Origin of the sequence: Pseudomonas sp. 21LCFQ010 (genome assembly GCF_024129905.1) — a bacterium.
In the GTDB taxonomy this organism is placed as follows: domain Bacteria; phylum Pseudomonadota; class Gammaproteobacteria; order Pseudomonadales; family Pseudomonadaceae; genus Aquipseudomonas.
Genome location: NZ_JAMYDZ010000015.1, coordinates 75,450 through 94,425 on the forward strand (window position 1 = coordinate 75,450; position 18,976 = coordinate 94,425).

Here is an 18,976-nt window from a genome sequence, read left to right on the forward strand (position 1 = left end):
TGCGGGAGCGGCAAAAGCTGCGCACCCTATACAGCCAAAGGCTGCCGAGGCCAACATGCAAATCAGACTCGCCAACCCCCGCGGCTTTTGTGCCGGTGTGGACCGTGCGATCGAAATCGTCAACCGGGCCCTGGAAGTGTTCGGGCCGCCGATCTATGTGCGCCACGAAGTGGTCCACAACAAGTTCGTCGTCGAGGACCTGCGCTCGCGTGGGGCCATTTTCGTCGAGGAACTGGACCAGGTTCCGGATAACGTCATCGTCATCTTCAGTGCCCACGGTGTATCCCAGGCTGTGCGTAGCGAGGCGGCCAACCGCGGCCTGAAGGTCTTTGATGCCACCTGCCCGCTGGTCACCAAGGTGCACATCGAGGTGGCCAAGTACAGCCGCGATGGCCGTGAGTGCATCCTGATCGGCCACGCCGGCCATCCGGAAGTCGAAGGCACCATGGGCCAGTACGATGCCAGCAATGGCGGGGCCATCTACCTGGTGGAAGATGAGCAGGATGTCGCCAGGCTTGAGGTCAGCAACCCCGAGCGCCTGGCATTTGTGACCCAGACCACGCTGTCGATGGATGACACCAGCCGGGTGATCGACGCCCTGCGGGCGCGTTTTCCGGCCATCGGCGGACCGCGCAAGGATGACATCTGCTACGCCACCCAGAACCGCCAGGATGCGGTCAAGCAACTGGCTGACGAATGCGATGTGGTGCTGGTTGTAGGCAGCCCCAACAGCTCCAACTCCAACCGTCTGCGCGAGCTGGCCGAACGCATGGCGACCCCGGCCTATCTGATCGATGGCGCCGAAGACATGCAGCGCAGCTGGTTCGACGGGGTGCACAACATCGGTATTACTGCTGGCGCGTCGGCGCCGGAAGTGCTGGTGCGCGGTGTGATCCAGCAGTTGCAGGAGTGGGGCGCCAGCAGCGCTCAGGAACTCGATGGCCGCCCGGAAAACATCACCTTCTCGATGCCTAAAGAGCTGCGGGTCAAGTCGGTGACCTGATACGCCCTCAAGGTCTGCCCTCAAAGTACAGCTCAGCCGCATAGCGGCTGAGCGGTTTGCCGCTCCACCACCCTCACATGCCCGGTAATCGCCACCACCACCCGGTAGTGGCTGACCGGCTGGTCTCTGAGGCACACGTGGATGGTGCCGTTGCCGCCGCCGCGCAAACCGCCCAGCTCGCTGAATGTGAGCTTCTGTGCGACCTTGCTATTGCCCACAATCCGCAGCTTGCCATTGAGCACCCGCTCCAGCAGCACCGGCCCATCCGGGCGTTGTTGATTGTGCTCGGCGATGATCTGCCAGCCCTGGCTCCAGTCCTCCCCAAGTGCCTGAATACTGACCTGCTGATGGCGGGTGATTGCCGCGACCCTTGCGGCGCGTATACCGCCGGCCAGCTCGCGGGCCGCCACCAGCCGTTGTTGCGCTTGCCACAGGTCGCTCAGGCCCGGCGCTGCCAGCCCGCTCAGAATGCTCAGAACAATCAGGGCAATCAGTAGCTCCAATAGCGTGAAACCGCTCTGTTTCATCGATCTTCCCTCCCTGGAAGAAAAGCTGACACTCGTCAGTCGTAAATGACCGTATATCCTTGTAACGGTTGTTCGGTGTTGCAGCCGCTTTATAGTCGTATCGTCAAGGAGACACTTAATGCCTCGTTCCGCCAAGGGATTCAGCCTGATCGAATTGTTAGTCACTGTGTCTCTGGTGGGAATTCTGGCGGCCGTTGCCATCCCGGGGTTCAGCAGCATGATCCAGAACAACCGCGCCGAGACTGAAGTCAGCGACCTGCAGCGGGCGCTCAATTATGCGCGGCTGGAGGCGATCAACCGTGGCATGACGATCCGCATCGCGCCGGTCAGCGGCGCCGACTGGACCGCCGACCTGCGAATCACTGACACAAAAACCAACCCGACCACCCTCAGGACCCTGAGCGGCATGAGTGCCGGTGCGGCGCTGGCCACCGGCAATGTGGCAGCCATCGAATTCAACAACCTCGGCGGGGTGGCGACACCGGCCAGCCAGGTGACCATGACCTACACTCGCGGCACGATCAGCAAGGCGTTGTATGTCTGCCTGACCGGAAGAATCGTTTTGAATGGAAGCTGCGGATGACCAAGACCTGTCGCGCTGCCCAGGCGGGCATGACCCTGATCGAGGTGCTGATCTCGGTGCTGATTCTGGCCATCGGTCTGCTGGGCGCCGCTGCTATTCAGCTCAATGCGCTCAAGTACACCGACAGTGCCGCGATGACCAGCCAGGCCAGCTTCATTGCCTATGACATGATGGATCGCATCCGGGCCAACGTGATCGGCAACGCCACCTCCAATGGCACCGCCAATGTGCTCGCCAGCTATGAGTTGTCGAGCCTGTCGGCGGCGCCAGCGCCCGGAAACGATGTGCGCTCTGTGGACCTCGCTGATTTCAAGAACAATATCACCGACTTTGCTGGCACAGATGGCGCGCAAAGCAAGATTGCCATTGAGGGCCAGGAGGTCACTATCACCATCTACTGGAATGACCGCCGCGCCCAGCAGCCTGAAGACCTGGCCAGCGGCGCAGCCTCCTCATCGGCCACAGCGCGCAGCTTCGAACTCAAATCGCGGATCGGGGTCACCTCACCATGAAGCACCACTCCCGGGGTTTTGGCCTGATCGAAATCATGGTGGCGCTGGCGCTCGGGCTGGTGGTCAGTTTCGGGGTGGTGCAGATTTTCATTGCCGCGCGCACGACCTTTTCCAGTCAGAACTCGGCAGCCCGCCTGCAGGAAGACGCCCGCTTCGTGCTGAGCAAGATGATCCAGGAACTGCGCATGACCGGCATGTACGGCTGCCTGAGCTTTGGCAGTTACATCCCGGTACCGCCAGCGATTGAGTGGCCGACGGCGCTTAACACCCCGATCCTCTGGAACAACACCACCAACACCCTGACCATTGTCACCGCCGACATCGGTACAGCCGGGGTCGCGCCGAACTGGACCATCCTTTCCAATTGCCAGACCTCGTCCGAGCTTTACGCCGGTTCCAGGGCGCCGGCTGCCGGCCAGACAGCATTCCCGTTGCGGCAACTGGTCTACAGCTACAGTGCCAATAACGGCACCTTGAGCATCAAGGCCGGTACTGCCTCTACCCAACCTGCCCAGCCCTTGCTGCAGAATATTGTGGCTTTCGAGGTATCGTTCGGCATGACCGGCAGCCCCATGACCTACACCAACACCATCAGCGCGGGCAGTTCCGCCAACATTCGCAGCGTGCGCTTGAAACTGACCCTTAGAGATTCTGAGGCGCGGGTCGAAGACCAGACTTACAGCGCTGTCGCCTACTTGCGTAACCGGTTCTGAGAGGGGATGCGATGAACACCAACCGCTTGCAGCGCATGCCCCGGTTTATCCAGCGCCAGCACGGCATGGCCTTGCTGGTCAGCCTGATCTTTTTGCTATTGCTGACGATGCTGGGCATTGCCTCCATGCAAAGCGCCACCCTGCAGGAGAAGATGGCCGGCAGTGTCACCCTGCGCAATACTTCGTTCCAGACCGCCGAGGCGGTGCTGCGCTTGGGGGAGACGGCGATCATGGCCAGCAACTTCAGCATGGCCAAGTGCAACTCGCCCGCCAATTGTCTGCCGCCAGCCGAGTCAACCAGCCTGACCACTGCCGGCACGGGCGCATCGGGGGTGCTGTGGGTGGCGGCCGGTGGTGGCTTCTACGGTATTCAGAACCTGGGTAATACCACCACACCGATCAGTCGCCCGCCGACCTGCCAGGCTGGCAGTTCGGTAACCATGTACCGGGTCACTGCGGTGGTCATTCAGGGCGCTTCGCGAACCGTGCTGGAGAGTATCTATGCCAATTGTTGAGGCGGTGTCGCGCGCCGGTAAGTACCTGGCGGGCCTGCTGTTGGGGTTATACGTTGCTGCCCCGGCCTATGCATTCAACCCGGCTCAGGTACCGCTGCTCAGTGCGCCAGCGGTCACCCCGAACGTCATGCTTCAGGTCGACAATTCGGGCAGTATGGACACCATTATCACGGCGTCCGGCTACAACCCCTCGGCAACATGGGGGCCGGTCTACCCACCGGTGTACAGCTGCTTTCTGATTTTCTGCGGCTACAGCCAGGGCAACCCGATCAGTAACGGCACTGCCGATTACGTGTTTGTCGGCAACCTGAGCAGAACCGGTTGCAGCGGTGGGGCCTACGCGTTCTACCGTAATGCCAACTCCATCCATTGCATCACCTTGGCTGACCCGGCAGGGTCGGGCAATACCCGTTATCCGATCACCTACTTGTCGTATCTGGTGTCGGAGCTTAACGCCGGCCGCAGCGTTTCCGGCATCCCGACCCAGAGCCGCCTCAATAGCGCGATTTCCGTGGCCCAGGGGCTGGTGCAGAACAACCGTGCCCTGCGCATCGGCCTGGCCGGTTACAACCCGCCCATCAGCGGCGACCCCGGCCCTGGCGGCAGTATCAAGCAATCGGTGGCCGACTTGTCAGCGGTGCCGGCCACGGCCTACCAGAGCGCGGTGAGCCAACAGACTGCCGACACCAACTACAACAACTTGCGCAATGCGATCGGCGCCCTGCGCGCCGAGGCCAACACCCCATTGGCCGAAACCTATTATCAGGTCACCCGCTACATGCGCGGCCTGTCGCCTTCGCCGTCTTACAGTGGGGCGCCAACGACCTTCACCAGCCCCATCCAGTACCGCTGCCAGAAAAACTATGGCGTGGTCATCACTGATGGCTTGCCCACCTACGACCGGACCTTCCCGAGCAACGATCCTGATGACCCCAGTGGCTGGCTGCCCAACTGGGACCGGATCAGCAACGACGGGCCGAACCTGACCGGGGATGACGAGGGCGATACCCTGTACCTCGATGACATCGCCAAGTTTGCCTATGACATCGACATGCGCCGCGACTCACGCACCCCCGGTGGCGACCTGACCGGCAAGAGCTGGGACACCGGCGGCTTCCCGGTGCAGAACATGAGCACCTATACGATTGGCTTTACCCTGGATAACCAGATGCTGATCGATGCCGCTGACGAGAACCACGGGCGCGGCAAATACTTCCAGGCCAATGACAGCGCTGGCCTGAACAGCGCCCTGAGTCTGGCGCTGGGCGATATCTATGCCAAGGTCGGCTCGGGCGGCGGCGCCTCGGCCAACTCAGCGGTACTGCAGGCCGGCACCCGCTTCTACCAGACATTCTATGACCCGACCGACTGGCACGGCACCGTGCGCGCCTACAACCTCAATGCCACCACCGGGGCACGGGGCTCGCAGATCTGGACCACCGACACCACCATGACCGGCAGCACCGCCGCGACGACCTTTGAGTCATGGAGTACCGGTACAACGCCGGCGCGGATCAGCCTGGATTACGCCAACTTCTCGCCGGCGCAACAGGCGGTGCTCAACGCCAACCTGCCCAGCGGCGTGACGGGCGCCAACCTGATCAACTGGGCCAAGGGTACGGCCAATGCGTCGTTGCGCAGTCGCAGCCTGCTGTTGGGCGATATCGTCAACTCCACGCTGGCGGTGGCGTTGCCCGGTGACAAGACCGCCAGTGACCTGCTCGGCGATACCTCGTATACGGCCTACCTGCAACTCAAGTCAGCCAACATGAGCAGCAGCGTGCTGGTCAATGCCAACGACGGTTTTTTCAACGTGCTCGATGCCGGTTCGGGCCAGCGCCGTTATGCGTTCATGCCTTCGACGGTGCTGCCTTCACTGTCGACCATCGCCTCGACGTCCTATGGTTCGGGCGTGCACAAGTTCACGGTTGACGGTCAGGTGGCGGTATTCGATACCCAGGCCGGTGGTTCCTGGCGCACCGTGGCCTACGGTGGTACCGGGGCCGGTGGCAAAGGTTATTTTGCAGTCAAGCTGTTCGAGGGCATCAGCAACGCCATCAGCGCACTCTGGGAGGTCAAGGCCCCTGACACCTCCACACCCAGCAACCGCTTCAACAACCTGGGCTACGCCTATTCCCGGCCTGAGGTGGCACGGATGGCCGATGGCACGGGCATCATGGTGGTCGGCAATGGCTACGGCAGCTTCACCGAGCGCGCCTCGCTGTATGTGATCAACGCCAATACCGGTGCGTTCATCGCTGAAATCCAGACCCCGCAGTTGAATAACGAGACCGATAACGGCCTGTCGTCGGTCAAGCTGGTGGTCAACGCCCAGAATGTGGTGCAGGCCGCTTATGCTGGCGACCTCAAAGGCCGTATGTGGAAGTTCGACCTGAGCGCTGCCAACCCCTCCAGCTGGAGCCTGGCTTTTGGCGGTCAGCCGCTGTTCACTGCGCCGTTAGGGGCTGCCCAGCCTATTACCGTGCAGCCGCTGATTCTTGATCATCCGCAGAACGGCAAGCTGATCTATTTCGGCACCGGCAAATTCAGCGAGACCACTGACAAGCAAACCACCGCGCAACAGGCGTTCTATGCCATCTGGGATGCCAGCGGTGGCACCGGCAATTTTGTCCAGGCCAACCTGCAGGTGCAGAACATCACCGGCACGGTGACTGGCAGCAACGCGACCTATTTCAGTGTCAGCAGAAATAACGTCGACTGGTCGACCCGCAAAGGCTGGTATCTGCCGCTGGCCACGGCTGCCCCCTATCTGGGGGAACGGGTCATCTTTCCTGCGCAGAGCAGCCGCAGCAGGATCATCTTCAGCACGGCAGCCGTGAACTCAACCGATCCTTGTGAAAGTACCGGTACCGGCCGGGTGTTCGTGCTCGATGCCGCCAGCGGCGGCATGTTCAACTATCCGGTGCTCGACACCACAGGTGACGGGATGATTACCAGCGCCGATGCCATGGTGGGTGGTCTGGCGGTCGGCAGCGGGATCCCGATTGTCAATGCGTTGCTATCGAGCACAGCAGGTGGTAACGACGCTATGGTAACCACTGACAGCAGCGGCATGGTCCGCAATGACGCGCTTGGCGGTGGCCCGGCCAACGTATTCCAACGCATCATGTGGCGACAGATTCAGTAGAGAAGGTGACTCATGCGCTCAAGAGATAACGGCTTTACCTTGATTGAACTCATGATTGTCGTGGCGATTGTCGGTATTCTGGCGGCCATTGCTTACCCCAGTTACACCGAGTACGTGAAGCGTACCCAGCGCTCGGCGATTGCCACGCTGTTGTCGGAGCAGGCCCAGGCGCTTGAACGGTATTACTCGAAAAACGGTGCCTACACGGTGGCCGGTTCACCGCCCAGCGTGTCGGCCGGCAATGATTACTACACCATTGCCGCCGCTCTCAACGCTCAGGATTTCACCCTGGCTGCCACTGGCAAAGGCATGATGGCCAACGACAAGTGTGGCGTCTTTACCTTGACCAACACCGGGGCGCGGACCAATCCCGGCGCAACCGGCGGGGCAACACCCAAGGAATGCTGGAGCCGCTGACGGCTCCGTTCACAATAATCAGAGAACAACATGTCCCAGCAAGTGGTGGTGGTCGGTGGTGGTGTCATAGGCCTGTTGACGGCCTTCAATCTGGCGCAGGCCGGGCAGTCGGTACTGCTGCTTGAGCGTGCCGAGGTGGGCCGCGAGTCCTCTTGGGCCGGGGGCGGTATTGTTTCGCCGCTCTATCCCTGGCGCTACAGCCAGGCGGTCACCGCACTGGCGCACTGGTCGCAGGACTTTTATCCACAACTGGCCGCCCGCTTGTTCGAACAGACCGGCCTGGACCCTGAGGTTCACGAGACCGGCCTGTACTGGCTGGATCTGGACGATGAACAGCAGGCGCTGGACTGGGCGCAGCGTGAGCAGCGCCCCCTGAGCCGCGCCGACATGTCGGCGGTCTACGATGCCGTGCCGGTGCTCGGGCCAGGTTATCGCCGCGCCATATATATGAGTGGCGTGGCCAACGTGCGCAATCCCCGGCTGGTCAAATCCCTCAGGGCGGCCTTGCAGGCGATGCCTCAGGTGCAAATTCGCGAGCACTGCCAGGTGAGCGGGTTGCTGCATGAGCAGGGCCGAATCAGCGGCGTTGCGACTGCCGACGGCGTTATCCACAGTGATCGTGTCGTGCTGACCGCCGGTGCCTGGAGCGGCGAGTTGCTCAAGCCGCTGGGTGTCGAGCTGCCAGTGGAGCCGGTCAAGGGCCAGATGATTCTGTTCAAGTGCGCGGCGGATTTCTTGCCGAGCATGGTGCTGGCCAAGGGGCGTTATGCGATACCCCGACGTGACGGGCATATTCTGGTCGGCAGTACCCTGGAATATGAGGGGTTCGACAAAACCCCGACCGGCTCGGCGCTGGACAGTCTCAAGGCGTCGGCCATCGAGTTGCTGCCTGCTTTGGCCGATGCCGAGGTGGTCGGCCACTGGGCCGGTTTGCGGCCCGGCTCGCCGCAAGGCATTCCGTTTATCGGTGAACTGCCTGGCTTTGCCGGGTTGTGGCTTAACTGCGGGCACTTTCGCAACGGGCTGGTGCTGGCCCCGGCTTCCTGCCAGTTGCTGGCCGACCTGTTATTGGACCAGCAACCGGTGATCGATCCTGCGCCTTATGCGCCGGCAGGCCGCCTGGCTTAATCGAGCCCCAGCTTTTTCAGCCGGTAGCGCATCGAGCGAAACGACAGGTTCAGGCGCTGCGCTGCCGCTGTGCGGTTCCAGCGGGTCTCTTCCAGCGCCTGAAGAATCAGCTGGCGCTCGATGCTCTCCAGATAATCCTCAAGGTTTTCGATATTGGCCAGGCTCGGGGCATTACTGTCCTGAGTGGGTGCGCTGTCGTTCAGGCGCAGGTCCGAGGCGAGTACCTGATCGTTCTCGCACAGGGTGTAGGCGCGCTCCAGCATATTCTCAAGCTCCCGGACGTTGCCGGGAAAACGGTAGTTCTTGAGGATTTCCAGCGCCTGCGGATGGAGCCGGGCCAGCGGTTGGGCGTAACTGACCGCCAGGCGCTGCAACATGCTTTCGGCCAGCAGCTCGATATCTTCGCGACGCTCGCGCAATGGCGGTACGCGCAACTCAATGACATTGAGCCGGTAATACAGGTCCTGGCGGAACCGCCCGGCACTGACTTCCTGGGCCAGATCCTTGTGGGTTGCGCACAGGATGCGCACGTCCACGACCTGTTCCTGTTGCCCGCCAATGCAGCGCACAGCCTTCTCCTGAATAGCGCGCAGCAGTTTCACCTGCATGGCCAGCGGCAGGTCGGCGACTTCATCGAGAAACAGGGTGCCGCCATCGGCGACCTGGAACAGCCCCGGTTTGTCTTCGTGGGCGCCGGTAAAACTGCCTTTGCGATGACCGAAGAACTCACTCTCCATCAGCTCAGAGGCGATCGCGCCGCAGTTGACCGGCACGAAGGCTTTATCGGCCCGTGGACCTTGTTCGTGGATCAGCCGGGCAACCAGTTCTTTACCGCTGCCCGATTCGCCACTGATGTAGATCGGCGCCTGACTGCGGGCCAGCTTGCTGATCTGTTTGCGCAAGGTGCGCATCGGCGGCGCATCGCCCAGCAGGCGGCTGTCGATGCTCTGGTCCTGCTCGCTGCCGTTGCGCAGGCGCAGGGCGCTGCCGACCAGCTCGCGCAGGCGCGGCAGGTCCACCGGCTTGGTCAAAAAGTCGAAAGCTCCGGCCTTGAGGGCGCCGATCGCCAGGTCGAGGTTGCCGTGGGCAGTAATCATCGCCACCGGTGTCTGCGGGTACTGCTGCTGAATGTGCTGCACCAGCTCCATGCCGTTACCGTCGGGCAGACGCATGTCAGTCAGGCACAGATCGAAGGCTTCGCGCCTGAGCCAGTCATAGGCCTCGGCAACATTGCGCGCGGCGCGGGTGTCGAGCTTCATCCGTCCCAGGGTGATTTCCAGGAGTTCACGGATATCCGGCTCATCGTCAACGATCAGGATCTTCTGCCTTGAAGTCATGCTCAACTCAATTTGAACGGGTGGGCGAAGGTAATGCGCAGGCAACTGCCACCTTCAGGTCGCCTGGAATATTCCAGGTGGGCCTGGTTGCTTGCACACAGCTCACGGGACAGGTAAAGCCCGAGTCCCGTGCCTTTGGTTTGCGTGGTGAAAAAGGGCTCGAACATCTTGCCCAGATGTTGCTCGGACACTCCGGCGCCGTCGTCCAGCACGTCGAGGGTCGGCAGGTTGCTCTGGGGATGGTGATACAACCGTAGCCAGACCTGCGCCTGGTCGTGCGCCTGGCCGCTGTGGCGCAGGCCGTTCTGCACCAGATTGGCAAGGACCTGGGTCAACTGGTCCGGATCGACCCGGGTACTGAGCACTCCGCTGCCGGTCTCGCAATGCAACTGATGCCGGGGCGCTGCGCTGTAGCGCCACTGGCTGACGAACTCTTCAAGCCATACGGCAAGGTTCAGCAGCTCAGGCTCGGCCTCACGGCGCCGTGAAAGTTGCAGAACGTTCTCGATGACCACATTGATGCGCCGGGACTGCTCGTGAATGATCTGCGCCAGCCGCCGGTCAGGGGGCGTCAGCTCTTCTGACTCTTCAAGCAACTGTACGGCGTGGCTGATCGCGCCCAGCGGGTTGCGCACTTCGTGAGCGATGCCGGCGGTCAGGCGCCCGAGTGCGGCCAGCTTGAGTTGCTGGGCTTGCAGGGCGACTTGCGACAGATCCTCGATAAATACCAGGGTCTGACGTTGCTCGTGACGGTTGAGGGTGGCGAAGCTGGCTTGCAGGGCCGGGCCTGCGGGCGAGTTCTTGAAGCTGTCGGCGGTTCTTATCGGGTTCATGCGCCAATGGCGCAGGCGTTCGACCAGGTGCGGGCAGTAATCATCGATAACCCGCCCCAGCAAGACTTCATGGCCCAACAGGTTCAGCGCGCTCTGGTTGATCAGCAACACCCGACGACCGGCGTCGAGCACCAGTATGCCGGTGTGCATGCGTTGCAGGATCAGACCGTTGAGCTCTTCAAGGTTATCGACGTCCACGGCGCGTTGCTCGGCCAGCACCTCGCTGAAGCGCAAACGGGCGGTCAGCGCCTGCATCAGCAAAGCCACGGCAAAGCACAAGGCGCCAAGGCCGCCAGCCTGGACATAGTCGCTGGAGGTCTTCGGGTTAGCGATGCTCAGATAGAAGGTCAGATAAATGATGCCGATAGCCGACACCGCAGCGATCAGCAAGCCGATGCGTCCGCGCAGCAGGATGTTGCTGATCGCCACCGAGGCAATCAGCAGGTTGCCGATGCCGCTGGCCGGGCCGCCGCCGGCATAGAACAGGCTCGACAACAACAGCGTGTCGCTCAGTGCCAGGCTGAACATCAGCGCTTTGTAGCGCGGCCGCTCCAGCAGCACGACGATCAGGATGTTGAAAACCAGATAGATCCAGCAGCCAGCGCGGAACAGGCTCGGGTTGGCCATTTCCAGCAGTTCGGCATCCAGGTCGCTGGAGACCAGCAGCACCAGCATGACACCGATGATCAGCCGATAGAGGTGGTACAGGCGCAGGATCCGCTGCGCCAGGGCGCTGCCGAGGGCCAGCGGCTCAGCGATCACGTGAGGCGGGGCCCAGCAGCCTGTGATCCTCGCTGCAGTACCATTGTTGTTGCTGGTTGAGGGCGCGATCTTGCGGCAGATGGACGCCGCAGTGAGCGCAACGCACCATCGGCGCGGCGGCATCTTCTGCCTTTTTGTCCTGGGCGGGCTTGCGGGCCGGCGGGTTGAGCAAGCGCTTGATGAACCAGACAGCGGCGAAGATCAGCGCTGCCCACAAAAGAATGCGAATCATGATGGACCGATTGAAGGTGTGTTAATGGCGCAGTGTAGCCAAGCGGCGGTGGCTACGCAGGTAGTTTTTAGGTGCGGCCCATGGCGCAGGCAATAAAAAAGAGGCCCGCAGGCCTCTTTGCTCAACTACCGGTCTTAATCGAACAGACCGAAAGTTGCGTAGCTGAACCAGGAGCGTTTTTTCTCGCCCTTGGCTGCTGCCTCTTCGGCCGCCTGCTTGTCGAGCTCGGCCTGATTCTCCGGCAACAGTTCTTTCGGAATGCCGTCTTTGGCTTCCTGATATTGGCGCTGGATGTCCTGGTTGGCACGGGTCTCGCCCGGTGGCAGCGGCGCGCTATTACCGATCAGGCCAAGCGTGGCCTTGGACAGCCATGGACGGTTATCAGCCTCGGCCTGACGCGGGGTGAACTCGCCACCGGCCAGTTGCGGGTGGTCCGGGTAGTTGGCTTTGAGTACTTCCAGGCTGGTGGCTGCCAGGTCGTCCAGGTGCAGGCGCTGGTACGACTCGACCATGACCGCCAGGCCGTCGCCGACTGCCGGGGTTTCCTGGAAGTTTTCCACGACATAGCGGCCACGGTTGGCGGCGGCTACATACGCCTGACGGGTCAGGTAGTAGTCGGCCACGTGGATTTCATAGGAGGCCAGCAGGTTGCGCAGGTAGATCATGCGCTGCTTGGCGTCGGGGGCGTAGCGGCTGTTGGGGTAGCGGCTGGTCAGCTGGGCGAATTCGTTGAACGAGTCGCGCGCAGCGCCAGGGTCACGCTTGGTCTGGTCCAGCGGCAGGAAGCGCGCCAGCAGGCCGACGTCCTGGTCGAAGGAGGTCAGGCCGCGCATATAGTACGCATAGTCGACATTAGGGTGCTGCGGATGCAGGCGAATGAACCGCTCGGCAGCCGATTTTGCCGCTTCCGGCTCACCATTTTTGTAGTTCGCGTAGATCAGTTCGAGCTGGGCCTGGTCGGCATAACGGCCGAACGGGTAACGCGACTCCAGTGCCTTGAGTTTTTCGGTGGCACTGTTGTAGCTGTTATTGCTCAGGTCGTTCTGCGCCTGCTGGTACAGCTCGACTTCGCTCAGGTTCTCGTCGATGACTTCTTTCGACGAGCAGGCCGCGGTCGTTGCGAGGATGGCGATCAGCAGCAGGTGTTTCACTTGCATGGCGGCTTGCGTCCCTATAACGGCCTGCTGTCTTGGGCGGGGCCGTCCTGTTATGATGAGCGCCCCGCTAACATGCGGGACAAAAGACGCCGTATTTAACCACAAGCGCGCAGCCGAAACCAAAGGCTAGCCGCCTTCCAGTCTGGCCATGTCCGAAAATATAGAACTCAGCGCAGAGGTACCGTCAGAATCCGGCGGTCAACGCCTCGATCAGGTCGCCGCCCAATTGTTCGCCGAATACTCGCGTTCACGCCTTGTCACCTGGATCAAGGACGGCCGCCTGACGGTGGATGGTGCCGTCTTGCGTCCGCGCGACATCGTCCACGGCGGCTCCGTTTTGCACCTTACTGCCGAGCAGGAAGCCCAGGGCGAGTGGGTGGCCCAGGATATCGAACTGGATATCGTCTACGAAGACGACCAGATCCTGGTCATCAACAAGCCTGCCGGGCTGGTGGTTCATCCGGCCGCCGGGCACGCCGACGGCACCTTGCTCAACGCCCTGTTGCACCATGTGCCGGACATCGTCAACGTGCCGCGCGCCGGTATTGTCCACCGCCTCGACAAGGACACCACCGGTCTGATGGTGGTGGCCAAGACCCTGCAGGCCCAGACCCAACTGGTCAACCAGTTGCAGAGCCGCACGGTCAGCCGTATCTATGAATGCATCGTGCTGGGTGTGGTGACCGCAGGCGGCAAGATCGACGCCGCCATCGGTCGTCACGGCCAGCAGCGTCAGCGGATGGCGGTGATGGACAACGGCAAGCCTGCGGTCAGCCATTACCGGGTGCTGGAGCGCTTCCGCTCGCACACCCATGTGCGGGTCAAGCTGGAAACCGGCCGTACCCACCAGATTCGCGTGCACATGGCTCACGTCGGCTTCCCGCTGATCGGTGACCCGGTCTACGGCGGCCGGTTCCGTATTCCGCCAGCGGCCAGCGTAACTCTGGTCGAGTCGCTCAAGACTTTCCCGCGCCAGGCGCTGCATGCTCGGTTCCTGGAGCTGGATCACCCGACCACCGGCGTACGCATGCGTTGGGAGTCGCCGTTGCCTGAAGACCTGGTGTGGATGCTGTCGCTGCTCAAGCAGGACCGCGAGGCGTTCATCGGGTGAGCAACGACTGGCTGCTGCCTGACTGGCCCGCGCCCGCCAATGTGCGAGCCTGTGTGACCACACGGGCCGGCGGCGTCAGTCAGGCGCCATTCGACAGCTTCAACCTCGGTGATCATGTGCAAGACGAGCCACAGGCAGTGGCCACCAATCGTCTGCGCCTGACCACAGCGTTGGGCGTCGAGCCCGCCTGGCTGCAACAGGTTCACGGCATTGCCGTCGCCCATGCTGATCCGTTGCGGGTCGATGAGGCAGACGCCAGCTGGACGGCCACACCCGGTGTGGCCTGTACCATCATGACTGCCGATTGCCTGCCCGCGTTGTTCTGCAACCGTGCCGGCACCCGCGTAGCGGCAGCCCATGCCGGCTGGCGCGGGCTGGCGGCCGGTGTACTGGAAGCCACTGCCGACAGCTTGCAGACGGCACCTGACGAGATTCTGGTCTGGCTGGGCCCGGCCATCGGTCAGCCGTCGTTTGAGGTGGGCGGCGAGGTGCGTGAGGCATTTGTCGCCAGCCATCGGCAAACCGCTGCTGCCTTCATACCCAGCGTCAACGATGGCCGCTTCATGGCCGATATCTATGCCCTGGCGCGTTTGCGTCTGGCGGCTCAGGGAATCACCCAGGTGTATGGCGGTGGGCTCGACACCTTTACCGATGAGCGTTTCTTCTCCTACCGCCGTGGCGCCCGCACCGGTCGTTTTGCCTCTCTGGTCTGGCTGTCCCAAGACTGACCCGCATCAATCTGTACTACCTTGAAACCTGCAGAATCGTCCGCATCTAACGGGTAATCCGGCAGGTTTTCTTTACAGGTGTGTCCATTACTCCGGCCTGCTCAGAAGGAAGGTGACTAATGCGTATCGACAGATTGACCAGCAAGCTTCAGTTAGCGTTATCCGATGCCCAGTCGTTGGCGGTCGGTTTCGATCATCCGGCCATCGAGCCTGTGCATCTGCTGCATGCTCTGCTGGAACAGCAAGGCGGCTCGATCAAACCACTGCTGATGCAGGTCGGTTTTGATATCAACAGCCTGCGCAAGGAGTTGGGCAAAGAGCTCGACACCTTGCCGAAAATCCAGAACCCCACCGGCGACGTGAACCTGTCTCAGGATCTGGCGCGCCTGCTCAATCAGGCCGACCGGCTGGCCCAGCAGAAGGGTGATCAGTTCATTTCCAGCGAGCTGGTGCTGCTTGCGGCGCTGGATGAAAACACCAAGATCGGCAAGCTGCTGCTTGGCCAGGGCGTCAGCAAGAAAGCCCTGGAAAACGCAGTGAACAACCTGCGCGGCGGCAACGCGATCAATGACCCCAACGTCGAGGAGTCGCGTCAGGCACTGGACAAGTACACCATCGACCTGACCAAGCGTGCCGAAGAGGGCAAGCTCGACCCGGTGATTGGCCGTGACGACGAGATTCGCCGGACCATCCAGGTGCTGCAACGCCGGACCAAGAACAACCCGGTGCTGATCGGCGAGCCCGGGGTGGGCAAGACCGCGATTGCCGAGGGCCTGGCCCAGCGCATCATCAACGGTGAAGTGCCCGATGGCCTGAAGAGCAAGCGGCTGTTGTCGCTGGACATGGGCGCGTTGATTGCCGGTGCCAAGTTCCGTGGCGAGTTCGAGGAACGCCTCAAGTCGTTGCTCAACGAGCTGGCCAAGCAGGAAGGCCAGATCATCCTGTTTATCGATGAGCTGCACACCATGGTCGGCGCCGGCAAAGGCGAGGGCGCAATGGACGCTGGCAATATGCTCAAGCCGGCCCTGGCGCGCGGCGAGCTGCATTGCGTGGGTGCCACGACGCTCAATGAGTACCGGCAATATATAGAGAAGGACGCGGCGCTTGAGCGGCGTTTCCAGAAAGTGCTGGTGGACGAGCCGAGTGAAGAAGACACCATCGCCATCCTGCGTGGCTTGAAAGAGCGCTATGAGGTTCACCATAAGGTGGCAATCACCGACGGTGCGATCATCGCTGCCGCCAAGTTGAGCCATCGCTACATCACTGACCGGCAGTTGCCCGACAAAGCCATCGACCTGATTGACGAAGCGGCCAGCCGGATTCGCATGGAAATCGACTCCAAGCCCGAAGTGCTCGACCGGCTGGAACGTCGCCTGATTCAGCTCAAGGTTGAAGCGCAGGCGTTGAAGAAAGAGAACGACGAAGCGACCCTCAAGCGTCTGGAAAAACTGCAGATCGAGATTGAGCGGCTGGAGCGGGAGTATTCCGACCTGGAAGAAGTCTGGACGTCGGAAAAAGCTGAAGTCACAGGTTCTGCGCAAATCCAGCAAAAGATCGAACAGTCGCGCCAGGAGCTGGAAGCGGCGCGCCGCCGCGGTGACCTCAATCGCATGGCTGAATTGCAGTATGGGATCATCCCGGACCTGGAGCGCAGCCTGCAGATGGTCGACCAGCACGGCAAACCCGAGAACCAGCTGCTGCGCAGCCGGGTGACCGAAGAAGAAATTGCCGAAGTGGTGTCCAAGTGGACCGGTATTCCGGTGGCCAAGATGCTCGAAGGCGAGCGTGAAAAACTGCTGAAGATGGAAAGCCTGCTGCACGAGCGGGTGATTGGCCAGAACGAAGCCGTGGTGGCGGTCGCCAACGCGGTGCGGCGCTCGCGGGCCGGCTTGTCTGACCCCAACCGCCCCAGCGGCTCGTTCATGTTCCTCGGCCCGACCGGGGTCGGCAAAACCGAGCTGTGCAAGGCGCTGGCCGAGTTCCTGTTCGATACCGACGAGGCCATGGTGCGGATCGATATGTCCGAGTTCATGGAGAAACACTCCGTGGCTCGCCTGATCGGCGCGCCGCCAGGCTACGTCGGTTACGAAGAGGGCGGCTACCTGACCGAGGCCGTGCGGCGCAAACCGTACTCGGTGATCCTGCTTGATGAGGTCGAGAAGGCCCACACCGATGTATTCAACATTCTGTTGCAGGTGCTGGAAGATGGCCGCCTGACCGATAGCCACGGGCGTACCGTGGATTTCCGTAATACGGTGATCGTCATGACCTCCAACCTGGGCTCGGCGCAGATCCAGGAGTTGTCCGGTGATCGCGAGGCGCAGCGTGCAGCGGTGATGGATGCGGTGGGCGCCCATTTCCGGCCCGAGTTCATCAACCGGATCGACGAAGTGGTGATCTTCGAGCCGCTGGGTCGTGAGCAGATCGCAGGTATTACCCAGATTCAATTGAGCCGCCTGCTCAGCCGCCTGGCTGAACGCGAGCTGAGCCTGACCCTCAGCCCCGAGGCATTGGACAAGCTGATTGCGGTAGGGTACGACCCGGTGTACGGCGCACGGCCGCTCAAGCGGGCGATTCAGCGCTGGATCGAAAACCCGTTGGCGCAATTGATTCTGTCCGGGCGTTTCGTGCCGGGCGAGGTGATCAATGCCACGCTGGAAGGCGACGAAATCGTTTTTGCCTGATGTCGCTATGGGGTTGTAAAGCAGGGCTCCATTAACGGAGCCCTGCTTTTTTGGCGGCAAACCAGTGTTTTTTCGAGCCCGAACAACAACTTCGCAAAAAAACTGCAAATCATTGTAGTAAAAGCAATTTAGGGTGTTGACAGGGTCTTTTATTCTTGTAGAATGGCGCGCCTCAGAGACGCGAACGTAGCGCAAATCGCGAAACGATCAAATCAAAGAGGTTGATTCGAAACAAAAACTTGTTTAGAATCAACGCCGTAGCTGAATCTGAATGCGATCCGCGATAGCTCAGTTGGTAGAGCAAGTGACTGTTAATCACTGGGTCCCTGGTTCGAGTCCAGGTCGTGGAGCCAGATTCAAATACACGTTGTACATGTCGGGGTATAGCGCAGTCCGGTAGCGCGCCTGCTTTGGGAGCAGGATGTCAGGAGTTCGAATCCCCTTACCCCGACCATATTTGGGTCGTTAGCTCAGTTGGTAGAGCAGTTGGCTTTTAACCAATTGGTCGTAGGTTCGAATCCTACACGACCCACCATTTTTGACCTTGCTACACTGGGTCAAATCTTAGGGAGATGATGCCAGTTGCATCATCCTCGAAAAACGTCCTAACGGGCGTTTTTCTGTGTCACCTCGGGGTGTAGCGCAGCCCGGTAGCGCGCCTGCTTTGGGAGCAGGATGTCAGGAGTTCGAATCCCCTCACCCCGACCATATTTGAAAAAGGCGTCCTGCAAAGGACGCCTTTTTTTATTTCAGGTTAAAAATCTTCGGTCAATTCTGCACCGCTTGTACTGATCCGCCATCGACCCGCAGATTGCTGCCGTTCACAAAGCTGGCCCGGTCCGACACCAGCCAGGCAATGGCTGCTGCCACTTCCTGAGGCTGGCCCCGGCGTTTCTGTACGATGCCTGGCCGTTCCTCTTCCAGAAAACTCTCGACCGCTTCTTCAAACGACACGCCGAGTTCTTCAGCGCGTTTTTCCATCATGCCGTCGGTCATGCCGGTTTCGATAAAGGCCGGTGCTACGGTGTTGCACAGCACGCCGTCCTTGGCTTCCTGGTACGAAAGATTCTTCATGAACGCCGCCAGTGCCGCCTTGGCGGTGTTATAGACCGCCTCTTCCCAATAGGGCTGCACGGCGTTCTCGGACGTGATGCAGACAAAACGCCCCCAGTTGCGGCTGCGCATGGCCGGGATGGTGGCGCGGGCGACCCGCACCGCCGAGAAAAAATCGGTTTCCCAGGCTTCTAGGTAGTCGTCATCGGACAGTTCCAGCGGATCGCCTTTAGCGCCGGTAACCCCTGCGGTATGGACCACGATATCCACCTGGCCAAACCGGGCGATGGCGTGTTGCACCAGCTGATCGACCTGCTTCTGGTTGGTCATATCGGCGGCCCACAGCAACGGTTCACCCGGCAGGCCGGCACAGGCTTTGTGCAACTCGTCCGTGTCTTTGTCGGTGAGCACCAGATGAACGCCTTCCTCGCTCAACAACCGGGCCGTGGCCAGCCCGATCCCACCGCTGGCGCCGCTGATCAGTGCGACCCGCCCCTTGATAGCCAAATCCATGCAACACCTCACTTGATGAA

The 18,976-nt window shown here is 61.2% G+C and carries 17 protein-coding genes and 4 tRNA genes; 15 read left to right on the forward strand and 6 right to left on the reverse strand.

Annotation, left to right across the window (positions count from 1 at the left end):
* Positions 1–55 precede the first annotated feature (55 nt).
* Positions 56–1,003, forward strand: coding sequence for a 4-hydroxy-3-methylbut-2-enyl diphosphate reductase (gene ispH, locus NJC38_RS17620; RefSeq protein WP_045483668.1), 948 nt, complete (start codon positions 56–58; stop codon positions 1,001–1,003).
* A gap of 32 nt (positions 1,004–1,035) precedes the next feature.
* Here the strand turns inward: ispH and NJC38_RS17625 are convergent, their stop codons facing one another.
* Positions 1,036–1,530, reverse strand: coding sequence for a GspH/FimT family pseudopilin (locus NJC38_RS17625; protein ID WP_253116210.1), 495 nt, complete (start codon positions 1,528–1,530; stop codon positions 1,036–1,038).
* Between the two features lie 118 nt (positions 1,531–1,648).
* Here NJC38_RS17625 and NJC38_RS17630 point away from each other — a divergent pair, with 118 nt between their 5' ends.
* The 7 genes from NJC38_RS17630 to thiO are packed head-to-tail and all read left to right on the forward strand — an operon-like array spanning position 1,649 to position 8,546.
* Entirely contained in the window at positions 1,649–2,113 is a 465-nt protein-coding gene (locus NJC38_RS17630; RefSeq protein ID WP_045483664.1) for a GspH/FimT family pseudopilin, read from the forward strand.
* On the forward strand, positions 2,110–2,625 hold the full coding sequence (gene pilV, locus NJC38_RS17635; RefSeq protein WP_253116212.1) for a type IV pilus modification protein PilV: 516 nt from the start codon (positions 2,110–2,112) through the stop codon (positions 2,623–2,625). The genes NJC38_RS17630 and pilV overlap by 4 nt, the downstream gene beginning before the upstream one ends.
* Complete coding sequence (locus tag NJC38_RS17640) at positions 2,622–3,338, forward strand: prepilin-type N-terminal cleavage/methylation domain-containing protein (RefSeq protein ID WP_253116214.1); 717 nt, start codon at positions 2,622–2,624, stop codon at positions 3,336–3,338. The genes pilV and NJC38_RS17640 overlap by 4 nt, the downstream gene beginning before the upstream one ends.
* 11 nt (positions 3,339–3,349) lie before the next feature.
* On the forward strand, positions 3,350–3,853 hold the full coding sequence (locus NJC38_RS17645) for a PilX N-terminal domain-containing pilus assembly protein (protein WP_253116217.1): 504 nt from the start codon (positions 3,350–3,352) through the stop codon (positions 3,851–3,853).
* Positions 3,840–7,001, forward strand: coding sequence for a PilC/PilY family type IV pilus protein (locus tag NJC38_RS17650; RefSeq protein ID WP_253116219.1), 3,162 nt, complete (start codon positions 3,840–3,842; stop codon positions 6,999–7,001). Before NJC38_RS17645 ends, NJC38_RS17650 begins: the two co-directional genes overlap by 14 nt.
* A 12-nt stretch (positions 7,002–7,013) precedes the next feature.
* Positions 7,014–7,418 carry a type IV pilin protein gene (locus NJC38_RS17655; RefSeq protein ID WP_253116221.1) on the forward strand — a complete coding sequence of 135 codons (405 nt, stop codon included), beginning with the start codon at positions 7,014–7,016 and terminating at the stop codon, positions 7,416–7,418.
* A gap of 30 nt (positions 7,419–7,448) precedes the next feature.
* Complete coding sequence (thiO, locus tag NJC38_RS17660; protein WP_253116222.1) at positions 7,449–8,546, forward strand: glycine oxidase ThiO; 1,098 nt, start codon at positions 7,449–7,451, stop codon at positions 8,544–8,546.
* Here thiO and NJC38_RS17665 read toward each other — a convergent pair.
* The 4 genes from NJC38_RS17665 to NJC38_RS17680 all read right to left on the reverse strand — a co-directional run bounded on the left by NJC38_RS17665 (position 8,543) and on the right by NJC38_RS17680 (position 12,867).
* Complete coding sequence (locus tag NJC38_RS17665) at positions 8,543–9,883, reverse strand: sigma-54 dependent transcriptional regulator (RefSeq protein WP_045483644.1); 1,341 nt, start codon at positions 9,881–9,883, stop codon at positions 8,543–8,545. The two genes, thiO and NJC38_RS17665, sit on opposite strands and share 4 nt — an antisense overlap.
* A 2-nt stretch (positions 9,884–9,885) precedes the next feature.
* On the reverse strand, positions 9,886–11,478 hold the full coding sequence (locus tag NJC38_RS17670; protein WP_253116225.1) for an ATP-binding protein: 1,593 nt from the start codon (positions 11,476–11,478) through the stop codon (positions 9,886–9,888).
* On the reverse strand, positions 11,468–11,710 hold the full coding sequence (locus tag NJC38_RS17675) for a PP0621 family protein (RefSeq protein ID WP_253116226.1): 243 nt from the start codon (positions 11,708–11,710) through the stop codon (positions 11,468–11,470). The genes NJC38_RS17670 and NJC38_RS17675 overlap by 11 nt, the downstream gene beginning before the upstream one ends.
* Positions 11,711–11,844: 134 nt before the next feature.
* The gene (locus NJC38_RS17680; RefSeq protein WP_045483635.1) at positions 11,845–12,867 is read right to left on the reverse strand and encodes an outer membrane protein assembly factor BamD; all 1,023 of its coding nucleotides are present in this window, start codon (positions 12,865–12,867) and stop codon (positions 11,845–11,847) included.
* A 148-nt stretch (positions 12,868–13,015) separates the two neighbouring features.
* Between NJC38_RS17680 and rluD the strand changes: the two genes are divergently transcribed.
* The 7 genes from rluD to NJC38_RS17715 all read left to right on the forward strand — a co-directional run bounded on the left by rluD (position 13,016) and on the right by NJC38_RS17715 (position 18,098).
* Positions 13,016–13,978: a 23S rRNA pseudouridine(1911/1915/1917) synthase RluD gene (gene rluD / locus NJC38_RS17685; protein WP_045483632.1), complete on the forward strand. Its 963-nt coding sequence runs from the start codon at positions 13,016–13,018 to the stop codon at positions 13,976–13,978.
* Positions 13,975–14,706, forward strand: a complete 732-nt coding sequence (pgeF, locus tag NJC38_RS17690) for a peptidoglycan editing factor PgeF (RefSeq protein ID WP_253116228.1) — start codon at positions 13,975–13,977, stop codon at positions 14,704–14,706. Before rluD ends, pgeF begins: the two co-directional genes overlap by 4 nt.
* 119 nt (positions 14,707–14,825) lie before the next feature.
* Complete coding sequence (gene clpB / locus NJC38_RS17695; RefSeq protein ID WP_045483627.1) at positions 14,826–17,390, forward strand: ATP-dependent chaperone ClpB; 2,565 nt, start codon at positions 14,826–14,828, stop codon at positions 17,388–17,390.
* 277 nt (positions 17,391–17,667) lie between these two features.
* Positions 17,668–17,743: transfer RNA gene (locus NJC38_RS17700), tRNA-Asn, on the forward strand.
* A gap of 24 nt (positions 17,744–17,767) precedes the next feature.
* Positions 17,768–17,844 (forward strand) — tRNA-Pro (locus tag NJC38_RS17705).
* A 5-nt stretch (positions 17,845–17,849) separates the two neighbouring features.
* A tRNA-Lys gene (locus NJC38_RS17710) sits at positions 17,850–17,925 on the forward strand.
* A 96-nt stretch (positions 17,926–18,021) separates the two neighbouring features.
* Positions 18,022–18,098 (forward strand) — tRNA-Pro (locus tag NJC38_RS17715).
* Between the two features lie 60 nt (positions 18,099–18,158).
* On the opposite strand, the gene NJC38_RS17720 is transcribed toward NJC38_RS17715, so the two are convergent.
* Positions 18,159–18,956: an SDR family oxidoreductase gene (locus tag NJC38_RS17720; RefSeq protein ID WP_253116230.1), complete on the reverse strand. Its 798-nt coding sequence runs from the start codon at positions 18,954–18,956 to the stop codon at positions 18,159–18,161.
* Positions 18,957–18,976 lie beyond the last annotated feature (20 nt).